General features: G+C 54.4%; 18 protein-coding genes. 13 read left to right on the top strand and 5 right to left on the bottom strand.

Annotated features, from left to right (window positions below; translation table 11 throughout):
• The first annotated feature begins 177 nt into the window (after window positions 1–177).
• Together VF639_RS19655 and VF639_RS19650 are read left to right on the top strand one after the other, a co-directional pair.
• Window positions 178–621 carry an Hsp20/alpha crystallin family protein gene (locus VF639_RS19655; RefSeq protein ID WP_331147645.1) on the top strand — a complete coding sequence of 148 codons (444 nt, stop codon included), beginning with the start codon at window positions 178–180 and terminating at the stop codon, window positions 619–621.
• Window positions 622–911: 290 nt separating this feature from the next.
• A complete protein-coding gene (locus tag VF639_RS19650; RefSeq protein WP_331147644.1) occupies window positions 912–2,432 on the top strand; it encodes a Do family serine endopeptidase in 1,521 nt (506 codons plus the stop codon).
• Window positions 2,433–2,584: 152 nt separating this feature from the next.
• Here VF639_RS19650 and VF639_RS19645 read toward each other — a convergent pair whose 3' ends face one another.
• The 3 genes from VF639_RS19645 to VF639_RS19635 all read right to left on the bottom strand — a co-directional run bounded on the left by VF639_RS19645 (window position 2,585) and on the right by VF639_RS19635 (window position 4,225).
• Entirely contained in the window at window positions 2,585–2,989 is a 405-nt protein-coding gene (locus VF639_RS19645; protein ID WP_331147643.1) for a hypothetical protein, read from the bottom strand.
• A 198-nt stretch (window positions 2,990–3,187) separates the two neighbouring features.
• Window positions 3,188–3,616 carry a SpoIIAA family protein gene (locus VF639_RS19640; RefSeq protein ID WP_331147642.1) on the bottom strand — a complete coding sequence of 143 codons (429 nt, stop codon included), beginning with the start codon at window positions 3,614–3,616 and terminating at the stop codon, window positions 3,188–3,190.
• Window positions 3,617–3,778: 162 nt separating this feature from the next.
• Window positions 3,779–4,225, bottom strand: coding sequence for a hypothetical protein (locus tag VF639_RS19635; RefSeq protein ID WP_331147641.1), 447 nt, complete (start codon window positions 4,223–4,225; stop codon window positions 3,779–3,781).
• 263 nt (window positions 4,226–4,488) lie between these two features.
• Between VF639_RS19635 and amaB the strand changes: the two genes are divergently transcribed.
• Complete coding sequence (gene amaB / locus VF639_RS19630) at window positions 4,489–6,087, top strand: L-piperidine-6-carboxylate dehydrogenase (protein ID WP_331147640.1); 1,599 nt, start codon at window positions 4,489–4,491, stop codon at window positions 6,085–6,087.
• Between the two features lie 92 nt (window positions 6,088–6,179).
• On the opposite strand, the gene VF639_RS19625 is transcribed toward amaB, so the two are convergent.
• A complete protein-coding gene (locus tag VF639_RS19625; RefSeq protein ID WP_331147639.1) occupies window positions 6,180–6,665 on the bottom strand; it encodes a hypothetical protein in 486 nt (161 codons plus the stop codon).
• A 220-nt stretch (window positions 6,666–6,885) separates the two neighbouring features.
• Here VF639_RS19625 and VF639_RS19620 point away from each other — a divergent pair, with 220 nt between their 5' ends.
• The 10 genes from VF639_RS19620 (at window position 6,886) to VF639_RS19575 (ending at window position 14,536) form a co-directional block, all read left to right on the top strand.
• Window positions 6,886–7,455: an RNA polymerase sigma factor gene (locus VF639_RS19620; RefSeq protein WP_331147657.1), complete on the top strand. Its 570-nt coding sequence runs from the start codon at window positions 6,886–6,888 to the stop codon at window positions 7,453–7,455.
• A 107-nt stretch (window positions 7,456–7,562) separates the two neighbouring features.
• Window positions 7,563–8,360, top strand: coding sequence for a hypothetical protein (locus tag VF639_RS19615; RefSeq protein WP_331147638.1), 798 nt, complete (start codon window positions 7,563–7,565; stop codon window positions 8,358–8,360).
• Window positions 8,357–9,652: a hypothetical protein gene (locus VF639_RS19610; protein ID WP_331147637.1), complete on the top strand. Its 1,296-nt coding sequence runs from the start codon at window positions 8,357–8,359 to the stop codon at window positions 9,650–9,652. The genes VF639_RS19615 and VF639_RS19610 overlap by 4 nt, the downstream gene beginning before the upstream one ends.
• 208 nt (window positions 9,653–9,860) lie before the next feature.
• Window positions 9,861–10,394 carry a PPC domain-containing DNA-binding protein gene (locus tag VF639_RS19605; protein WP_331147636.1) on the top strand — a complete coding sequence of 178 codons (534 nt, stop codon included), beginning with the start codon at window positions 9,861–9,863 and terminating at the stop codon, window positions 10,392–10,394.
• A 473-nt stretch (window positions 10,395–10,867) separates the two neighbouring features.
• A complete protein-coding gene (locus VF639_RS19600; protein ID WP_331147635.1) occupies window positions 10,868–11,272 on the top strand; it encodes a hypothetical protein in 405 nt (134 codons plus the stop codon).
• A gap of 110 nt (window positions 11,273–11,382) precedes the next feature.
• Window positions 11,383–11,745 carry a hypothetical protein gene (locus tag VF639_RS19595; protein WP_331147634.1) on the top strand — a complete coding sequence of 121 codons (363 nt, stop codon included), beginning with the start codon at window positions 11,383–11,385 and terminating at the stop codon, window positions 11,743–11,745.
• Window positions 11,746–12,348: a hypothetical protein gene (locus VF639_RS19590; protein ID WP_331147633.1), complete on the top strand. Its 603-nt coding sequence runs from the start codon at window positions 11,746–11,748 to the stop codon at window positions 12,346–12,348. It begins immediately after the preceding gene.
• Window positions 12,349–12,430: 82 nt separating this feature from the next.
• Entirely contained in the window at window positions 12,431–12,937 is a 507-nt protein-coding gene (locus VF639_RS19585) for a DUF4442 domain-containing protein (RefSeq protein WP_331147632.1), read from the top strand.
• A gap of 63 nt (window positions 12,938–13,000) precedes the next feature.
• Window positions 13,001–13,714, top strand: a complete 714-nt coding sequence (locus VF639_RS19580; protein ID WP_331147631.1) for a hypothetical protein — start codon at window positions 13,001–13,003, stop codon at window positions 13,712–13,714.
• Between the two features lie 105 nt (window positions 13,715–13,819).
• The gene (locus VF639_RS19575) at window positions 13,820–14,536 is read left to right on the top strand and encodes a sialidase family protein (RefSeq protein WP_331147630.1); all 717 of its coding nucleotides are present in this window, start codon (window positions 13,820–13,822) and stop codon (window positions 14,534–14,536) included.
• Between the two features lie 116 nt (window positions 14,537–14,652).
• On the opposite strand, the gene VF639_RS19570 is transcribed toward VF639_RS19575, so the two are convergent.
• On the bottom strand, window positions 14,653–14,965 hold a 313-nt coding region (locus tag VF639_RS19570; protein ID WP_331147629.1), incomplete at its 5' end, for a T9SS type A sorting domain-containing protein.

Here is a 14,965-nt window from a genome sequence, read left to right as displayed (position 1 = left end):
CTCTCGTAAGGCATTATTTCGCCTGAGGCGCGTAATATCTGCTAAGACAAATTTTCAAAATAAAGACAGAATGTCTTATTGAAGACAGCTAAAACACTTCTGGTATAGATTTTATAGATAGAGGGTGTGCCCGCAAGGGAAAACCTTAACTCTGACTTTAAAACAGTATCTATTACCATGGCAACTCTGCTGTATAACAACCGTCCTGCTCTCCGTTCCGCCCGCACTTTCAACTCGCTGTTGAATGACATGCTTCGCGATACGCTGCCTGCAACTACGGAGCCCGTTAAATCCTTCGTACCGGCCGCCGACGTGCTGGAATCTGAGCAAGGTTTCGAACTGCACCTAGCCCTGCCGGGTGTAGTGAAAGAAGACGTGAAAATCGACTTCCAAGAAGGCCAACTCATCATCAGCGGTGAGCGTAAAGCTCCCGCCGCCGAGGAGAATGCCCCTAAATTTCGCCGCGTAGAAACTGGCTTCGGCAACTTCTCCCGCAGCTTCCGCCTCCCCGAAACCGTTGACGTAACCGCTATTGATGCCCAACTCACTGATGGCATCCTGCGCGTTACGATACCTTTTGACAGCAAAAAAGTGACGAAACATCACATTGAAGTGCGCTAAGCGCTTTACTTGCTGAAAAAAAGGCACCCGTACGGGTGCCTTTTTCCTTGGCTTTTGTGTTGTATATATGTCAGTAGTTGCTCGTCACTGATTTCTGCTTGCCCACGTACATGTATAAGGCAACCAAAGTCAGTAGCGAGCGACTAGAAATTCCAGAACGATGCAACCCCATACCAGGTGGCGCGCATCTTTCGTTAGCAGCTGAATAGGCAAGGAAATTTCATTTGCTTTTCATGCTGGATTTGTAAATTAGAGTCTCTTCTTTTTCTTCTTCAACTATTATATTATCCATGCAAGCAAAACAGATGATGCTCGGTCTGCTCGGCTCTGCCATTCTTGGCGGCGGTGTAGCAGTGGGTGGGTACAAGCTGCTGGAGCCGGAGCGTACCGTTACGCCTCAAGCCGTAGCCGCTGACCCCAATGTTCGGTACACGAGCGAGCTGCGCAGCAGCAACTATGTAGTACCCGAAGGTCTCAACTTCACGGCGGCCGCAGCATCTGTGACACCCGCCGTGGTGCACGTAACGACAGAATATGCGCCGAAGCAAAGCCAAGGTGGTTCTGCCCAAATGGACCCGTTCCTGCGGCAGTTTTTTGGCGATGACTTTGAACAGTATCATGGTCGCCAGGGGCAGGGCGTACAGCAGGGTTCTGGCTCGGGCGTTATCATTGCAGCCAATGGTTATATCGTTACCAACAACCACGTAATTGATAAGGCCGACAAGATTACGGTGATCATGGACGACAAGCGTAAGTTTGACGCCGAACTAGTAGGTACCGATCCTACCACCGACTTGGCACTGCTGAAGGTAAAAGCCGATAACTTGCCTTTCATTCGCTACGGTAATTCCGACCAAGTGAAAGTAGGGGAGTGGGTGTTAGCCGTCGGCAACCCTTTCAACCTCAACTCCACCGTTACGGCCGGTATTATCTCGGCCAAGGGCCGCAACATCGGTATCCTGCGTGAGCAAAGCTCGCGTAGCAACCAGAATATGGGTATCGAGTCGTTTTTGCAGACCGACGCCGTAGTAAACCCTGGTAACTCGGGCGGTGCCCTGGTGAACCTCAACGGGGACCTGATTGGTATCAACTCGGCCATTGCTTCGCAGACTGGTTCGTTCGTCGGCTACTCGTTTGCCGTGCCTAGCTCCATCGTGAGCAAGGTGATTGACGACCTGCTAAAGTACAAAGTGGTACAGCGGGCCCTGTTGGGCGTAAGCATTCAGGAAGTTGACGCTACGCTGGCTTCCGAGAAAAAGCTTTCCACCCTTAATGGGGTGTATGTGCAGTCTTTAACCGAAGGCAGCTCAGCCTCCGAAGCCGGTATCAAGCCGGGTGACATCATCACCGAAATCAACGGTACGAAGGTGAATACCTCGTCGCAGCTGCAGGAGCAGGTAGCCCGCTTCCGCCCCGGCGACAAAATCAAGGTAACCTACCTGCGCGGCAACGATGCCCGCACCACGACGGCTACCCTGCGCAACGCCACCGGTACTACGGATATCATCCGCGAGGAAGTTAGCAAAGCCATCAAATATGAAGGGGCTACGTTGGCGCCCGTAAGCAAGCAAGAGATGAACAAGCTCGGCTTGGATGGCGGGGCTAAAATCTCGGGTGTTGGTAAATCCAACTTCCGTGAAACCGGTATCGACGACGGCTTCATCATTACCCGTATCGACAAGAACAAGGTAACGAAGCCCCAAGATGTGGAGAAGTTCCTGGAAGCTGCCAAGGATAGCCAAGGCGCCCTCGTAGAAGGCGTATATCCTGACGGCCGCAAGGCGTACTATCCAATCGGACAAGCCGAGTAGTTTCAAGCATCACCAGACATAAAAAAAGCTTCTGCTACACAGTAGAAGCTTTTTTTATGTCTGGTGATTTCTTTTCGTGGAGGACTTATAGGTGAGTCGTGATTCGATACTGCCTTATAGCATGTAGTTCTTCGCTTATAAGGACCAGCAAGTCAGAATTTGGCGCATAGCCACTCCATAGCAGAGCCTTCGTCGCCGAAGAGGCGCATGTAATACGGCCGTTCAGGAGCTAACCCGTACGTTAGGTGCTGCATTTTTATTGGGTCGGAGGCATAAACGGCCATGCGAGCCGGGGAGCATAATACACTAATGTGCAGCACCTGAGGAGCCATCCGGCTGGCGGCTTGCGGATAGAAAATAGAGGTGGTCCAACGACCTAGTTCCAAACTAATTTGTTCCCGTCGGCGCACATCGAGTAGCCAGCGAGCCACATTGTGTTCTTGAGCGGCCACCAACACGGCTGTGAAATCAGCTTGCAGTTGAAGCAAGGGCGCATCATCGGGCCAGCGCACCACCAGGATACTCAGATCTGGACGATATTGGATGGTGCAAGTCACGGATGGCATTACGGCGTACATACTATAGGTTGAACTTAGTAGAGATAATGAACAAAGGCAAGCAGAAATAACGCGTCATTTAAGAAGACTCTGGTACAGGCGCACCACGAATTTAATATGATTACCTGGCAAGGCGGTAGGGCCTCTCAACAAGGGTAATTCTTGAAACGGGATTACTTGATTGCGCTACTACCACCCTCAATTGATGGGGCTAGCCAACCAACTTTGAGCTTCACCTTCCTGGTCGAAGAGCTGAAAACAGTAGGGGAACATGTTTTGCTCGAAGCGGCTGAGAAGCATTGCCATTTCGGCATCGGTACGCAGGAGCCGCTGGCTGTCGGGCGGTACCATGTAGGCCATGCGCAAAGGCTGGCTGAACCGGGTTACTAGGGCAGGGTAGAATACATCGTTCACCCAACGCCCGGCTTCCGCACTCACGGTAAGGGCCCGCGTATCGAGCAGCCAACGCACCGCGCTGTGCCGCTCGGCTTCGTCGGCTACGGCCCGATAACCGGCCTGCAGTTCGCTTAAGCTTACTGGTCGTTGCCAGCGGGCAATTAGCACACCCATATCGGGGCGGTAGGTAAGTAAAAGATGATCGGCGATAGTACAGGTTTGGGGCAGCATGTGCTTGTCGGGTAACCCTTGGTGATAAAACCGAGCTTTCTCCCGACAGGTCCTCCCAACGAGCTAGCGACGGAGTATCATCGAGTTCTGTTAATGAAATATAAATTTTGCAGATGCAAATTGAATAATTAAAACATAGAGGCAAGTAGTTAATACGTCAGCTTAAGCATCAAGCAGCCACGCCATGGCCGACGCTTCATCTAGGAAAGAGCGCAAACGGTAAGGTTGGCTTGGGCTTTGGGCACGCATGATAGTGAGCTGCATCTCCGGATCAGAGTTGGTGATATGCTGGCGGCCAGGAGACGTGAAATAAGCTATTCTTAGCTTGTTTGAGGGTAACAAGGCTGCAGCGTATGGTAGGAACTCATCGGCCACCCAACGAGTATGGGTGTTGTTAACTACTTGTCGGCGCCGGACGTCTATAAACCAAAAAACGGCACTATGACGCAACGCTAATTCCAAGGCGGCCTGATGAGCGGCCTGCAATTCAGGAAGAGAGGCATCGCGCAGCCAGCGTAATACGACCATGCGTAGGTCGGGGCGGTAAGAGAGGTTCAGGTATTCGACGTACGTTGTAACAGGCGGTGTAATCAGAAGAGGAGTGAGCATAATCCAATATATATGAAAATCTGTTGTAATGATAAAAAAAACGATTTGCTACAACAAGCAGAGTTATGCGACTATTGGTGCGTAGTATAAGCAAACATGAAATTTGTATAATTATTAAAAAAAATCACATTAAATATTTTTATCAATACTCGAAATTATACAAATTAGAATCACTGAAAAATTCGTGGTTATACACACGATTCAGCTTAGTCCCGGAAGGACAGTACCTTTGCTAACCCAATCCCCATCCCATTCCTGACACCATGAAACAAGCCATAGAAGAAGCGGCCGCTACCGGCACCGACGTGCAAGAACATGACGCTCACGGTATTCGGCAAGTGTTGCGAGAGCTAGGTGTACAAACTGAAAACGGTGCCTGGAGTACCGGCCTGCAATGGGGCAGTGCGGCAAGCGGCCATTCCAAGGCAATTAATTCACCCGCTGACGGCCGCCGCATCGGCACAGTTGCCCTAGCCACTGCCGCCGACTACGATCAAGTGGTAGCAGTAGCTCAGGCTGCATTTGCGACGTGGCGCACGGTACCCGCACCAAAACGGGGCGAAATAGTACGACAGATCGGCAACAAGCTGCGCGAATACAAAGAGCCGCTCGGCAAGCTGGTGAGCTACGAGATGGGCAAGATCTTGCAAGAGGGCCTAGGCGAAGTACAGGAGATGATAGACATCTGCGACTTTGCGGTGGGCCTCTCACGGCAGCTTCATGGGTTCACCATGCACTCCGAGCGGCCCGCGCACCGCATGTACGAGCAGTACCACCCGTTGGGCATCGTCGGCATTATCTCGGCCTTTAACTTCCCGGTGGCGGTTTGGAGCTGGAACGCCATGCTGGCCGCCGTATGCGGTGACGTGTGTATCTGGAAACCCTCTGAGAAAACGCCGCTCACGGCCGTAGCTGTGCAGCATATCCTGGCTGACGTGCTGCGCGAAAATGAATTGCCCGAAGGCGTCTTCAACCTGGTGATTGGCGAGGCTGAGATTGGGGCCCGGATGGCAGCCGACGTTCGGGTGCCGCTGGTGTCGGCTACGGGCAGCACCCGCATGGGTAAAAAGGTAGGCGAGGTAGTCGGGGCCCGGTTGGGCCGCGCTTTGCTGGAGCTAGGCGGCAACAACGCCATCATCGTCACCGAGCACGCCGACCTCGATATTGCCATTCGGGCCATTGTGTTTGGCGCGGTAGGTACGGCCGGGCAGCGCTGCACCACCACCCGCCGGGTTATCATCCACGAAAGCGTGTTTGAAGACGTGAAGGCTCGCCTGCTGAAAATCTACCCAAACTTGCCCATCGGCAACCCCTTGCAGGAGGGCACCTTAGTTGGCCCGCTGATTGATCAAGACGCCGTACAGAACTTCACGAAAGCCTTGGAAAGTGTGCAGGCCGAAGGCGGCAAGCTGCTTACGGGGGGCGAAGTACTGACCGGCGTTGGTTACGAAACCGGCACCTACGTGCAGCCGGCGCTGGTAGAAGTTGAAAACCACTACCACATGGTGCAGGAAGAAACCTTTGCGCCCATCTTGTACCTGATTCAATACAGCGGCGGGGTAGAAGAAGCCATAGCCTTGCAAAACGGAGTGCGGCAGGGGCTGTCATCCAGCATCTTCACGCTGAACATGCGCGAAGCCGAAGCCTTTCTGGCCCACACCGGCTCCGACTGCGGAATTGCCAACGTGAACATCGGCACCAGCGGCGCGGAAATAGGCGGTGCTTTTGGTGGCGAAAAAGAAACTGGCGGCGGCCGTGAGTCGGGCTCCGACGCTTGGCGCGTATACATGCGCCGTCAAACCAACACCATCAACTACAGCACGCAACTGCCGCTGGCGCAGGGTATTAAGTTTGACGTGTAGCTGTAGCTTCAGCTTATAACACACGTCGCCGAAGCGGCAATCTAAGAATATGCCCGTTTGGTAATACCAGGCGGGCTTGTTTTATTAATTAGCTAATCAGCCATCTTGATATCACCGTGCCCTTTGTAGTAAAGCGTAGAGCCTTGATAGAACACGTAGTACATCCGGTAGCTTTCCCCACTCTCGAACTTGCTGTCAGTGAAATCAATATTGAATGCATAGTGACCCACAGTAGGAGGAGCGTAAGTTGTGTTGAGCAGAACCTTATACTTGCGGTCAACGACAACCAGCTTCAGTGAAAGACTTGCAGTTACAGAATAGGTGAAGTTGCCTTGCGTTTCTATCGGATTGGGATAGAGGCTGATGTTTCGGACGACACCTTGTGCCGTGCTGTTCACGTCGACGCCTAAGCCGTCGAATAACTTTTTTTCCTGCTTGCTCCAGTTGCCATCTAGCGTCCAGTCTGAGGGGTCAATTTTTGATACAGGATTGTTGTTGTTGTCGCGGTAGGTGATGCCTTCATCGGGGCCGAAATCAATTTTCTTTTTGCATCCGCAAAAGAGCAAAGTAGTAAGCACTAAGACAGAGAGAAGATAATTCCTCATAAAGCTGATAAAAAGACAAGAGTATAGAAGCTTTCAAAGATAGAGGCAATAGCCGACTTTTCATTGACGTTGTGCAACCCTCGCTTCGTTAGCTAAGTCTTTGTTCTGCATGTTCGCCCCGCTGGCGGCTTTGCTTGGAAAGTTGGATATTTACGATCATCCATCCCTTAATTCGCTGCCTTCGCCCGACGCTATGGAAGCTTTTGCGTATACCGACATCAATGCCCCGCTGGTAGAGCGGTGCCGCCTGGGCGACCGGCGGGCGCAGGCCGAAATTTATAAGCGCTACTCGAAAGCTATGTTCAACGCCTCTTTGCGTATCACCGGCGACTACGCCGAGGCCGAGGACGTGCTGCAAGAGTCGTTTCTGAGTGCTTTCCGGGAGTTGCACAGCTACAAAGGCGACTCGTCGTTTGGCAGCTGGCTGAAACGGATTGTCATCAACAAGAGTATTAACTGCCTGCGCAATCGGCGTTTGCAACTGGTGCCTTTGGGCGAGCAGCACGACGCCGCCAGCCCCGATTTTCCCGATCAGGCCGCCGACATGGAAGGCCTGCAGTGGCGGGCCGATGTGGTGCGGCGCTGTGTACAAGAGCTGCCCGATGGCTATCGGGTAGTACTGACGCTGTACCTGCTCGAGGGCTACGACCACGCCGAAATTGCCAGCATTTTGGGTATCACCGAGTCTACGTCGAAGTCGCAGTACAGCCGGGCCCGTAAAAAGCTGCTGGAGCTGGCTTGCCAGCGGGGCCTTTCTTCGTAAAAATACCTTCTTACCTCATCTTACTTCACCTGCCGTGCACCGCCCACCCCAAAAATGACGGGGCGCGACGGGTTGAAATAAACCACGTGCCTAGTACCTCCCCCCTTATGAACGACAAAGAAACCGGTCTGGAGAATTTCATCGAGCGGCACCGTGCCGAATTCGATGCGTTCGAGCCGCGCCCGGATTTGTGGGATGACATCGAACAGAAGCTAGCCGCACCCACGGCTGGCGCTGTTGCCCCCGGCCCCGAAGAAGCGGCTGACACTACACCCTTGCGAATTGTAAAACTGTATTCCAACGCGCCGGAAGCTGCGCCGGTTAAGCCGGCAGCGCCGGCGGGCCGTAATGGTTGGCTGCCGCGCCCTGGTATGGCGGCGGCGGTTGCCTTATTGATGCTGGCCGGCGCTGGTGCCATGTGGAGCAGTGAACAGCGCCCGACCACCTGGACCAACACGGGCACTACCCCGCTGGTGCTGGCGGCGCCGACTATCGAGCCGGAAGATGTTAACGCCGGCCTGTACTTCGGCGCGTCGCCGGTGGCCAATGCAACTGAGGCTCCCGCGCAGCAACTGACTGCGGCTGTGAGCCGCATGGAAAACTACTATGCCGCCGAAATCAGGGAGCGGCAAAACGAACTGCGCCAGCTAGAAGCCGCTACGGCCGTGTCGAGTGCTCCGTCTACCGCCGATTGGGGCGTTGAACTGGCTAGCCTTGATTCGACGTATCGCCAGCTAAAGGTGGAGTTATACCGCAACCCCGAGCCTGATGTGGTGCTGGAAGCTATGAACCGCAACCTGCAAATCCGCCTCGACATCCTCAATCAGCAGGCTCGTACGCGCGAGCAGGTGCAGGAGTACCACGCTCAGCCACTGATGATTGCCGATAGCCACCCGATGCCATGAGCTATTTCCGCCGCACTTTTCTGTGGACCAGCCGTGTGCTGGCGGTAGGCTGCCTGCTGGCAGCCGGCGAGACCGTGCAAGCACAACAGACCGCCAATACGCCGGCTCGTGCCAACGCTTCCGCCGAGGTTCAGTATTACCAGCAGTCGGGCGCGGAAGTGCTTGTCTTTTGGCCACAAGGTGGGGGCCCGGAGGTGTTATCCGATGGATCTTGCCAGCAAACCGCCGCAGCGCAAGAGCGCCAACAAAATCAGCAGGAAGACGATGCGGTAGTGCCGGCCGCCGAGCGGACTCGCAAGCTAAGCCGCACCTTTGCCGCGCCTAATGGTAAGCCGTTCCACTTAATTACCCGCTATGGCCGGGTGCAGGTGAACGTGTGGAACCGGCCGGAAATTCGGACCGATGTGGACGTGATTACCCGCGCCGACACCGACGAGAAAGCTCAGCAGTTGCAAGAAATGATTCAGGTGCAGGTGCTGGAAACCGATCCTGCCACCGGTGGAGTATCAGCCCGCTCGAAGTTTGGTGCCATGCCGCACGGTTGCTGGAGCCGAACCAAGCTTTACGAGGTGAACTACACCATTTGGCTGCCCCGGAACACGCCCTTAAACATTCACAACACGTTTGGTGAAGTAAGCATCTTGGGCGACCTAACCGGCCCCACCGAACTGGCCGTGGAGTATGGTACATTGCGCACCGGGCGCCTCGATGGTAGCCATAATCTGCTGCGCATCAGCAACAGCCAGGCAGCCGTGCCCTACGTGCGCCAAGCGGGTATCGAGGCTTCTTACTCTCGCCTGCGCCTCGATGGGGGCCAGAACGTAGACCTGCGCAACAACTACTCCGACATCAACATCGGGGTTGTGCAGGATCTGACCGTGCACAGCAAGTACGGCGACGTTGCCCTTGGCACGGTCCGCAACTTGCGAGGTACGTCGGGCTTCTCGAAGTTCAGCATCGACAAGCTTAGCAACCAGCTCGACATGACGGTGCAGTATTGCCCCAACTTCGAGGTGCGCAACACGGGCCGCAACTTCCGCCAGATCAACCTCGATGGGGGCTACAGCACAATCTTGCTGAACTTCGAAGACGAGGCCGGCTTCAACTTCGATGTGAACACGCAACACGGTAAGCTGCTTGTCGACAAGAAACTGGTACGGGTAGCTTCCGAGGAAACCAGCCCTATTTCCAGTGACATGCAAGGCACTTTCAACGTAATAAAAACGCGCACCCCCGCGGCTAGTAACGTCAATATTCGAGTGCGCTACGGCGACGTGCGTTTCAACCGGTAAGAGCACACAAAAGCGGCGCAAACACAAAACAGCCGCGGGCTTTGTTGCAGGTGTAATCAACCAACTCAACAAAACTCGCGGCTGGTTTGTGTTTGCGCCGCTTGTTCGTAGTCCTACGGGAGAGGTGAAGTTGTGAGAGGTGAACTTGTGCGCAAAAACACTCCTCACAACTTCACCTCTCACAAATTCACCTCTAATTGCCTGCTTGATGCGCCTGTTCTTCCTGCTGTTTTTGTGGCCGGCTGTTATTTTCGCCCAAACTCCCGCTGCTATGCCTACTGTATCGTCTGCCCTGCTAGTTGCCTCGCCTATGCGCACGTATGCGCTGCGCCTGAAGCCGGGCCAGGACTTACGGCAGCAACTCAATGCCTTTGTAGAGTTGCATCAGATTCGAGCGGGGGCTATAGTGACGTGTGTTGGCAGCCTGACGCAAGCCACATTGAGGCTCGCCAATCAGGAAAACCCAACTGTATACCGGGGGCACTTCGAAATTGTGTCGTTGGTAGGTACGCTCTCTGTTAATGGGAGCCATCTACATCTGGCCGTATCCGACTCGACGGGGCGCACTGTGGGTGGGCATTTGCTCGATGGCAACCTCGTGTACACCACCGCCGAACTGGTAGTGGGCGTGCTGGAAGAACTGGATTTTCGGCGGGAGCCCGATCCCACCTACGGCTACCGTGAATTGACGGTGTATCCGGCAGCACCTGCTTCCAAGCGCAAGAAAATAGTTAAGCAGTAGGCGCGAGTAAGCTGGTAGCCGCTTCTTGAAAATTATTGTTGACCTCAAGCCACCTGTATGTTTCAGGAGGAAGTGCTAATATGTCTTATTGCAAGAATATTGCTTGCCCTTATTTAGTGTGGATCTACCGCTTTAGCGTTGTTTGATTATCTATTCCGATGCGAATTCCACCTTATAACACGGCCTGTAGGGCATTATTTGCTGCTGGTGCAGCTTGTGCGCAACGGCCAGCGCTTGACCCGCGACGGTTATTTGGCCCCGCTGAAATATTGCACCGCTGCCACCGGCCCGACGTCACATTAGAACGGAGGAAACTTACCGCACCGACCTGACGCTGGAACTGAAAGGCGACTCTGTAGTCGTGCTGGCCCGGCACCATCAGGACATGACATGCTGCACCTGGATGCGCAGTCGGTGGCGTACGCCAGTGACCGGGTATTTAACTCGCAGCCGCGCCTGTATTGGCCTAAACGGTGCCGGAGGCGCTGCAATACGCCAAGTATGATTGGGCCGCCAAGTGCACCAAGCGCCTGGCCATTTTCGACGACGAAGCTAAGAATTCGGTCTTGGTACTGCGTGAATCCACCGTCGTGGCTGGTAAGCACCATCTTAACATGAAGCTGGCCCATGTGCCGGCCGTGCGGGAAGAAGCCTTTGCTACCACCGAAGCCGAACGCACGCGTGTGGAATACAAGATGGCCTACAGCGCCCGAAGCGGCCGAACCCGGCTTTTCACGTGGGCCGATGCCAGCATGTACCTGCACGGAAGCACGTACACGCTGGAGAAGGACGAGAGCAAGGCAGCCGACAAGATACTGAAAACAGCCAAGGTGCCGGCCGGCGACCTGGAAACCGGGGTGCGGGCTTTAGAACAGTAGCAGTATCTGAAAACCAACTTCAACGTGCAGGAAAGTGCCGAATCCAACCTGGCGCGCATAGCCGCCACGCACAATGCCTCTGAAATGGGCATGACCGGCTGTTTGCAGCCTTGCTCCGGCGTCTCAACATCGGGCATGAGTTGGTAGTGACGTCCGACCGCGCCGACGTGGCCTTCGACGAGTCGTTTGATTCCTGGAACTACCTCGACAACTACATCCTCTACTTCCCCGAAACCAAGCAGATGCTGGCGCCTGCCCACCCCGATTTTCGCTACGGCATGGTGCCGCCGGGCTGGACGGCCAGCAAAGGCCTGTTTGTGCGAACCGTAAAGCTAGGCTCCACTGAGTCGGCGGTTGGCACGGTGCGCGACATCCCAACGCTGAGCACCGAGCAAAGCCCCTTTGACCTCGACATCAAAGTGAAGTTTGCGCCGGAGCAGGACAAGGCTATTGTGGTTGTGGATATGCACTAAGTGTTGGGTGGCTACCACGCGCAGGAAATTCAGCCGTACTACTCGTTGATTCCGGAAGGGAAGCGCGCCGAAATTCTGCAAGCCTTGGTGAAGAGCAACGTGCCCGACGCTACGTTCCAGAGCGTAAAAGTAACCAACGGCGAGGCCGGCCTGAGCCCGCTCAACAAGCCGTTTCTCATAGATGCCAGCGTAGAATCGGCGGGCCTGCTCAACAAGGCCGGCCAACGCTACCTGTTCAAGATTGGCGACTTGCTCGGGCCGCAGTCGGAGCTATACCAGGCCGAAACCCGGCAATACGACGTGGAAAACGACTTCAACCGTCGCTACAACCGCATTATTACACTGGAACTGCCGGCCGGCTACCAGGTCCGCAACCTGCAAGATTTCAACGCCGACGTGAAGGCTGGCCCCGATGCCAAAGACCCGCTGTACTACTTTCACTCGAAGTACGACGTGCAGGGCCAAACCGTGAAAGTGACCATTACGGAAGCGTACCGCCAAATTCACTGGCCCAAGAAAGACTTTGAAGTGTTCCGCGACGTGGTAAATGCCGCCGCCAACTTCAACAAAGTGGTGCTGGTGCTGGAGAAAAAGAAAAGCTGATTTTCAGTTAAGCTTGCCCACAATAGGGCAGCGCAAAGCAACCGCTTCGCGCTATATTTATACCCTACCTTTCCCGCCCGCCATGACCCCGATTCCCGCCACCGCTACCGATACCCCTGCCGCCGCTGCTTTTCGGCGCACAATCTCCAATCCGTTGAAGCTGCGGCTGTTTATGCTGCGCAGCTTGCCCATGGCGTACCTGGCCGGGTTGCGGCTGCGCGAGATTACACCAGAGCGCGCCGTTATTACGGTAACCTATAAGTATCTGACCAAGAACCCCTTCCGAAGCATCTACTTTGCCTGCCTAAGCATGGCCGCGGAAATGGCTAGCGGCCTACTAGCCATGATGTACACCCAAGGCGCCGGCCGCGTTTCGATGCTAGTGGTAGGAATGGAAGCAGAGTTTACCAAGAAAGCCGTCGGCCTCATTGCTTTCACCAGCGAAGACGGCTCCCGCATCGCCCAAGCCATAGCCGACAGCCGCGCCAGCGGCGAAGGCCGCACCGTAGTTTGCACCAGTACCGGCCTCGACCAAGTTGGCGACGTGGTAGCCACGTTCCGCGTTACGTGGTCGTTTCGGGCGAAGTAGGGCAAGAAGCTGAAAATTATTTATTATTAGGCAGTTAATTGTCTTATTAATCAATTCGCCCGCATGAGAAAAATATACACTTACGGACTGCCTATCCTATCATTGCTACGTCTGGCTTCAACTGCCGGCTATGGTCAGCACTTGCAAGCTGCTGGCGTAAGCGGCAGTTTCAATGTAGCTCGTCTGCACACCGGGCAGCGTGAATTTAAGATGGGCTCGGTCAGTATTGATCCGCAGGTTGACCAGAACAACGATGAAACCGGCAACGGAATCACGCTGTTCGGGCGCTGGCAGGTAGGGCGGAGCGGCTGGTACACGCAGCCCGAAGTAGGCTATGTTTCAACTCTGGAAACTCCAGTTGGAATAACATACAACTTGGGCGCTATACCTTACTCGAACCGCCGTATCCGGCACTTAGATGCGCGCCTGCTAGGTGGCTATCAATCGGGCCCGCTGCGCTTGTTTGCCGGGCCAAGCGTGGGCTATTATCTCTATAACAACAGCAATTCCTACGGAGGCAGCTTCACGAATGCTGACCTGCGCGAAGCTGCCGCTGCCCTCGACGTGGCCCCGCCCCGGATTCAGGCAGCCGTTCAAGTGGGCGCCGGCTTTAGTGTCAGGTGCTTCGAGGTAAATGCCCGTTACGAATGGTGGCTGACGCAGTACAGCACGGTTATTAGCTCGCAGCAGCAGAGCTATTACTTAAATCGTAACCTCCAACAACTAATTTTAGAGGTCGGGTTTCAGCTTTACAAGCGGCCTCTGCAGGGGTATTAACTGCGGTTACATTAGTAGGCACAACAGGAGCTGAGAGCGTGGAACAGGCCAGTTCTACAAAAGCAAAATCTTCGCTTTTCGGAATTCGCTCTTTATCTATTCACTATGAAACGGCTCCTTTTACCTGTTCTACTCTTGTTAACTCTAGGTGCATGCCAAAGGGACTCGGACGAAGACGTTGTCCAACCTGAAGACAAGGACTGGTACATACTAACATCGCCCGACAATCGGGCTATTCAAGCGGTGCATGGCGACATCGACGGCACGCTGGTTATCACTACCAACTACAAGATTTACCAAACCAAAGACCGGGGCAAAACGTGGTCAACCGCTAACTATACATCTAACCTTGGCTTGTTTGGCTTCCTTCAGCAGCAGGACACGCTGTTAGCTCTGAATGCCCAACTCGGAAACGCTTCGAATTCCACTGTTGCTTATGCAGCAGGTCCTTCTCATTTCAGTCTAGACGAAGGCGCAACCTGGAAGCCTTACAGAAACTGGAGGTGGAAAGTTGATTGGGAGCCCCGGATAGCGCGTAACCGGGTTACTAGTCCGGCCGGAACGGAGTACAGCATTGATTACCTGTTGACTCCTATTTCGCCGAACTCCAGTAGCTCTTATGTTGAAACAGTGGGTGTCAAGACTTCGACTGGCCGTTCGCTGAGCCTGCCGCAGCAACACCAACTCACGAGCCTGTACATGGATGCCAAGTCTAGACTGTACGTTACTGGTTCGGCCCCAGTGTGCGGACGGGGAGACAAGTTTGCTTTTTGCGGCGAGCAAAATGGGACGCTCTATGTTTCTAAAAGTTCTCAGCCTTAGGTAGCCGAACTTTGTCTCGACTCCTGAAATCAGGTTTGAAGTAAGCTATAAATACAAAACGCCCGTCCAGCGAAAGCCGGACGGGCGTTTTAGGTAGTAACGAGGTTGAACGCTCTCTAATGCTGAATCACTACTCGCTTAGTGAAGGTGCCGGCCGAGGAGCGCAACTGCACAATGTAGAGGCCATTGGCCACGTCGCTGAGGTTGAGTTTGGCACCCTGCTGCAATTGCCCGGATGCTATGGCAGTGGTTTGCACCGTCTTGCCCAACACTGTGAGCAGAGAAACCTGCACCGGGGTTTTGCTGCTCACGGGCAGGCGTACCGTCAGCTCGGTGCTGGCCGGGTTGGGGTAGAGCTCCACCATCTCGTCGCGCTGCTGCTGCGACTGCGTGGCCAGTACCCGGGTTGGAATCAGGTAGCCGGCTACC

Source organism: Hymenobacter sp. (genome assembly GCF_036387835.1).
Taxonomy (GTDB): Bacteria; Bacteroidota; Bacteroidia; order Cytophagales; family Hymenobacteraceae; genus Hymenobacter.
Note: the sequence above shows the minus strand (reverse complement) of the source record. Positions and strands in the feature narration are given on the sequence as shown.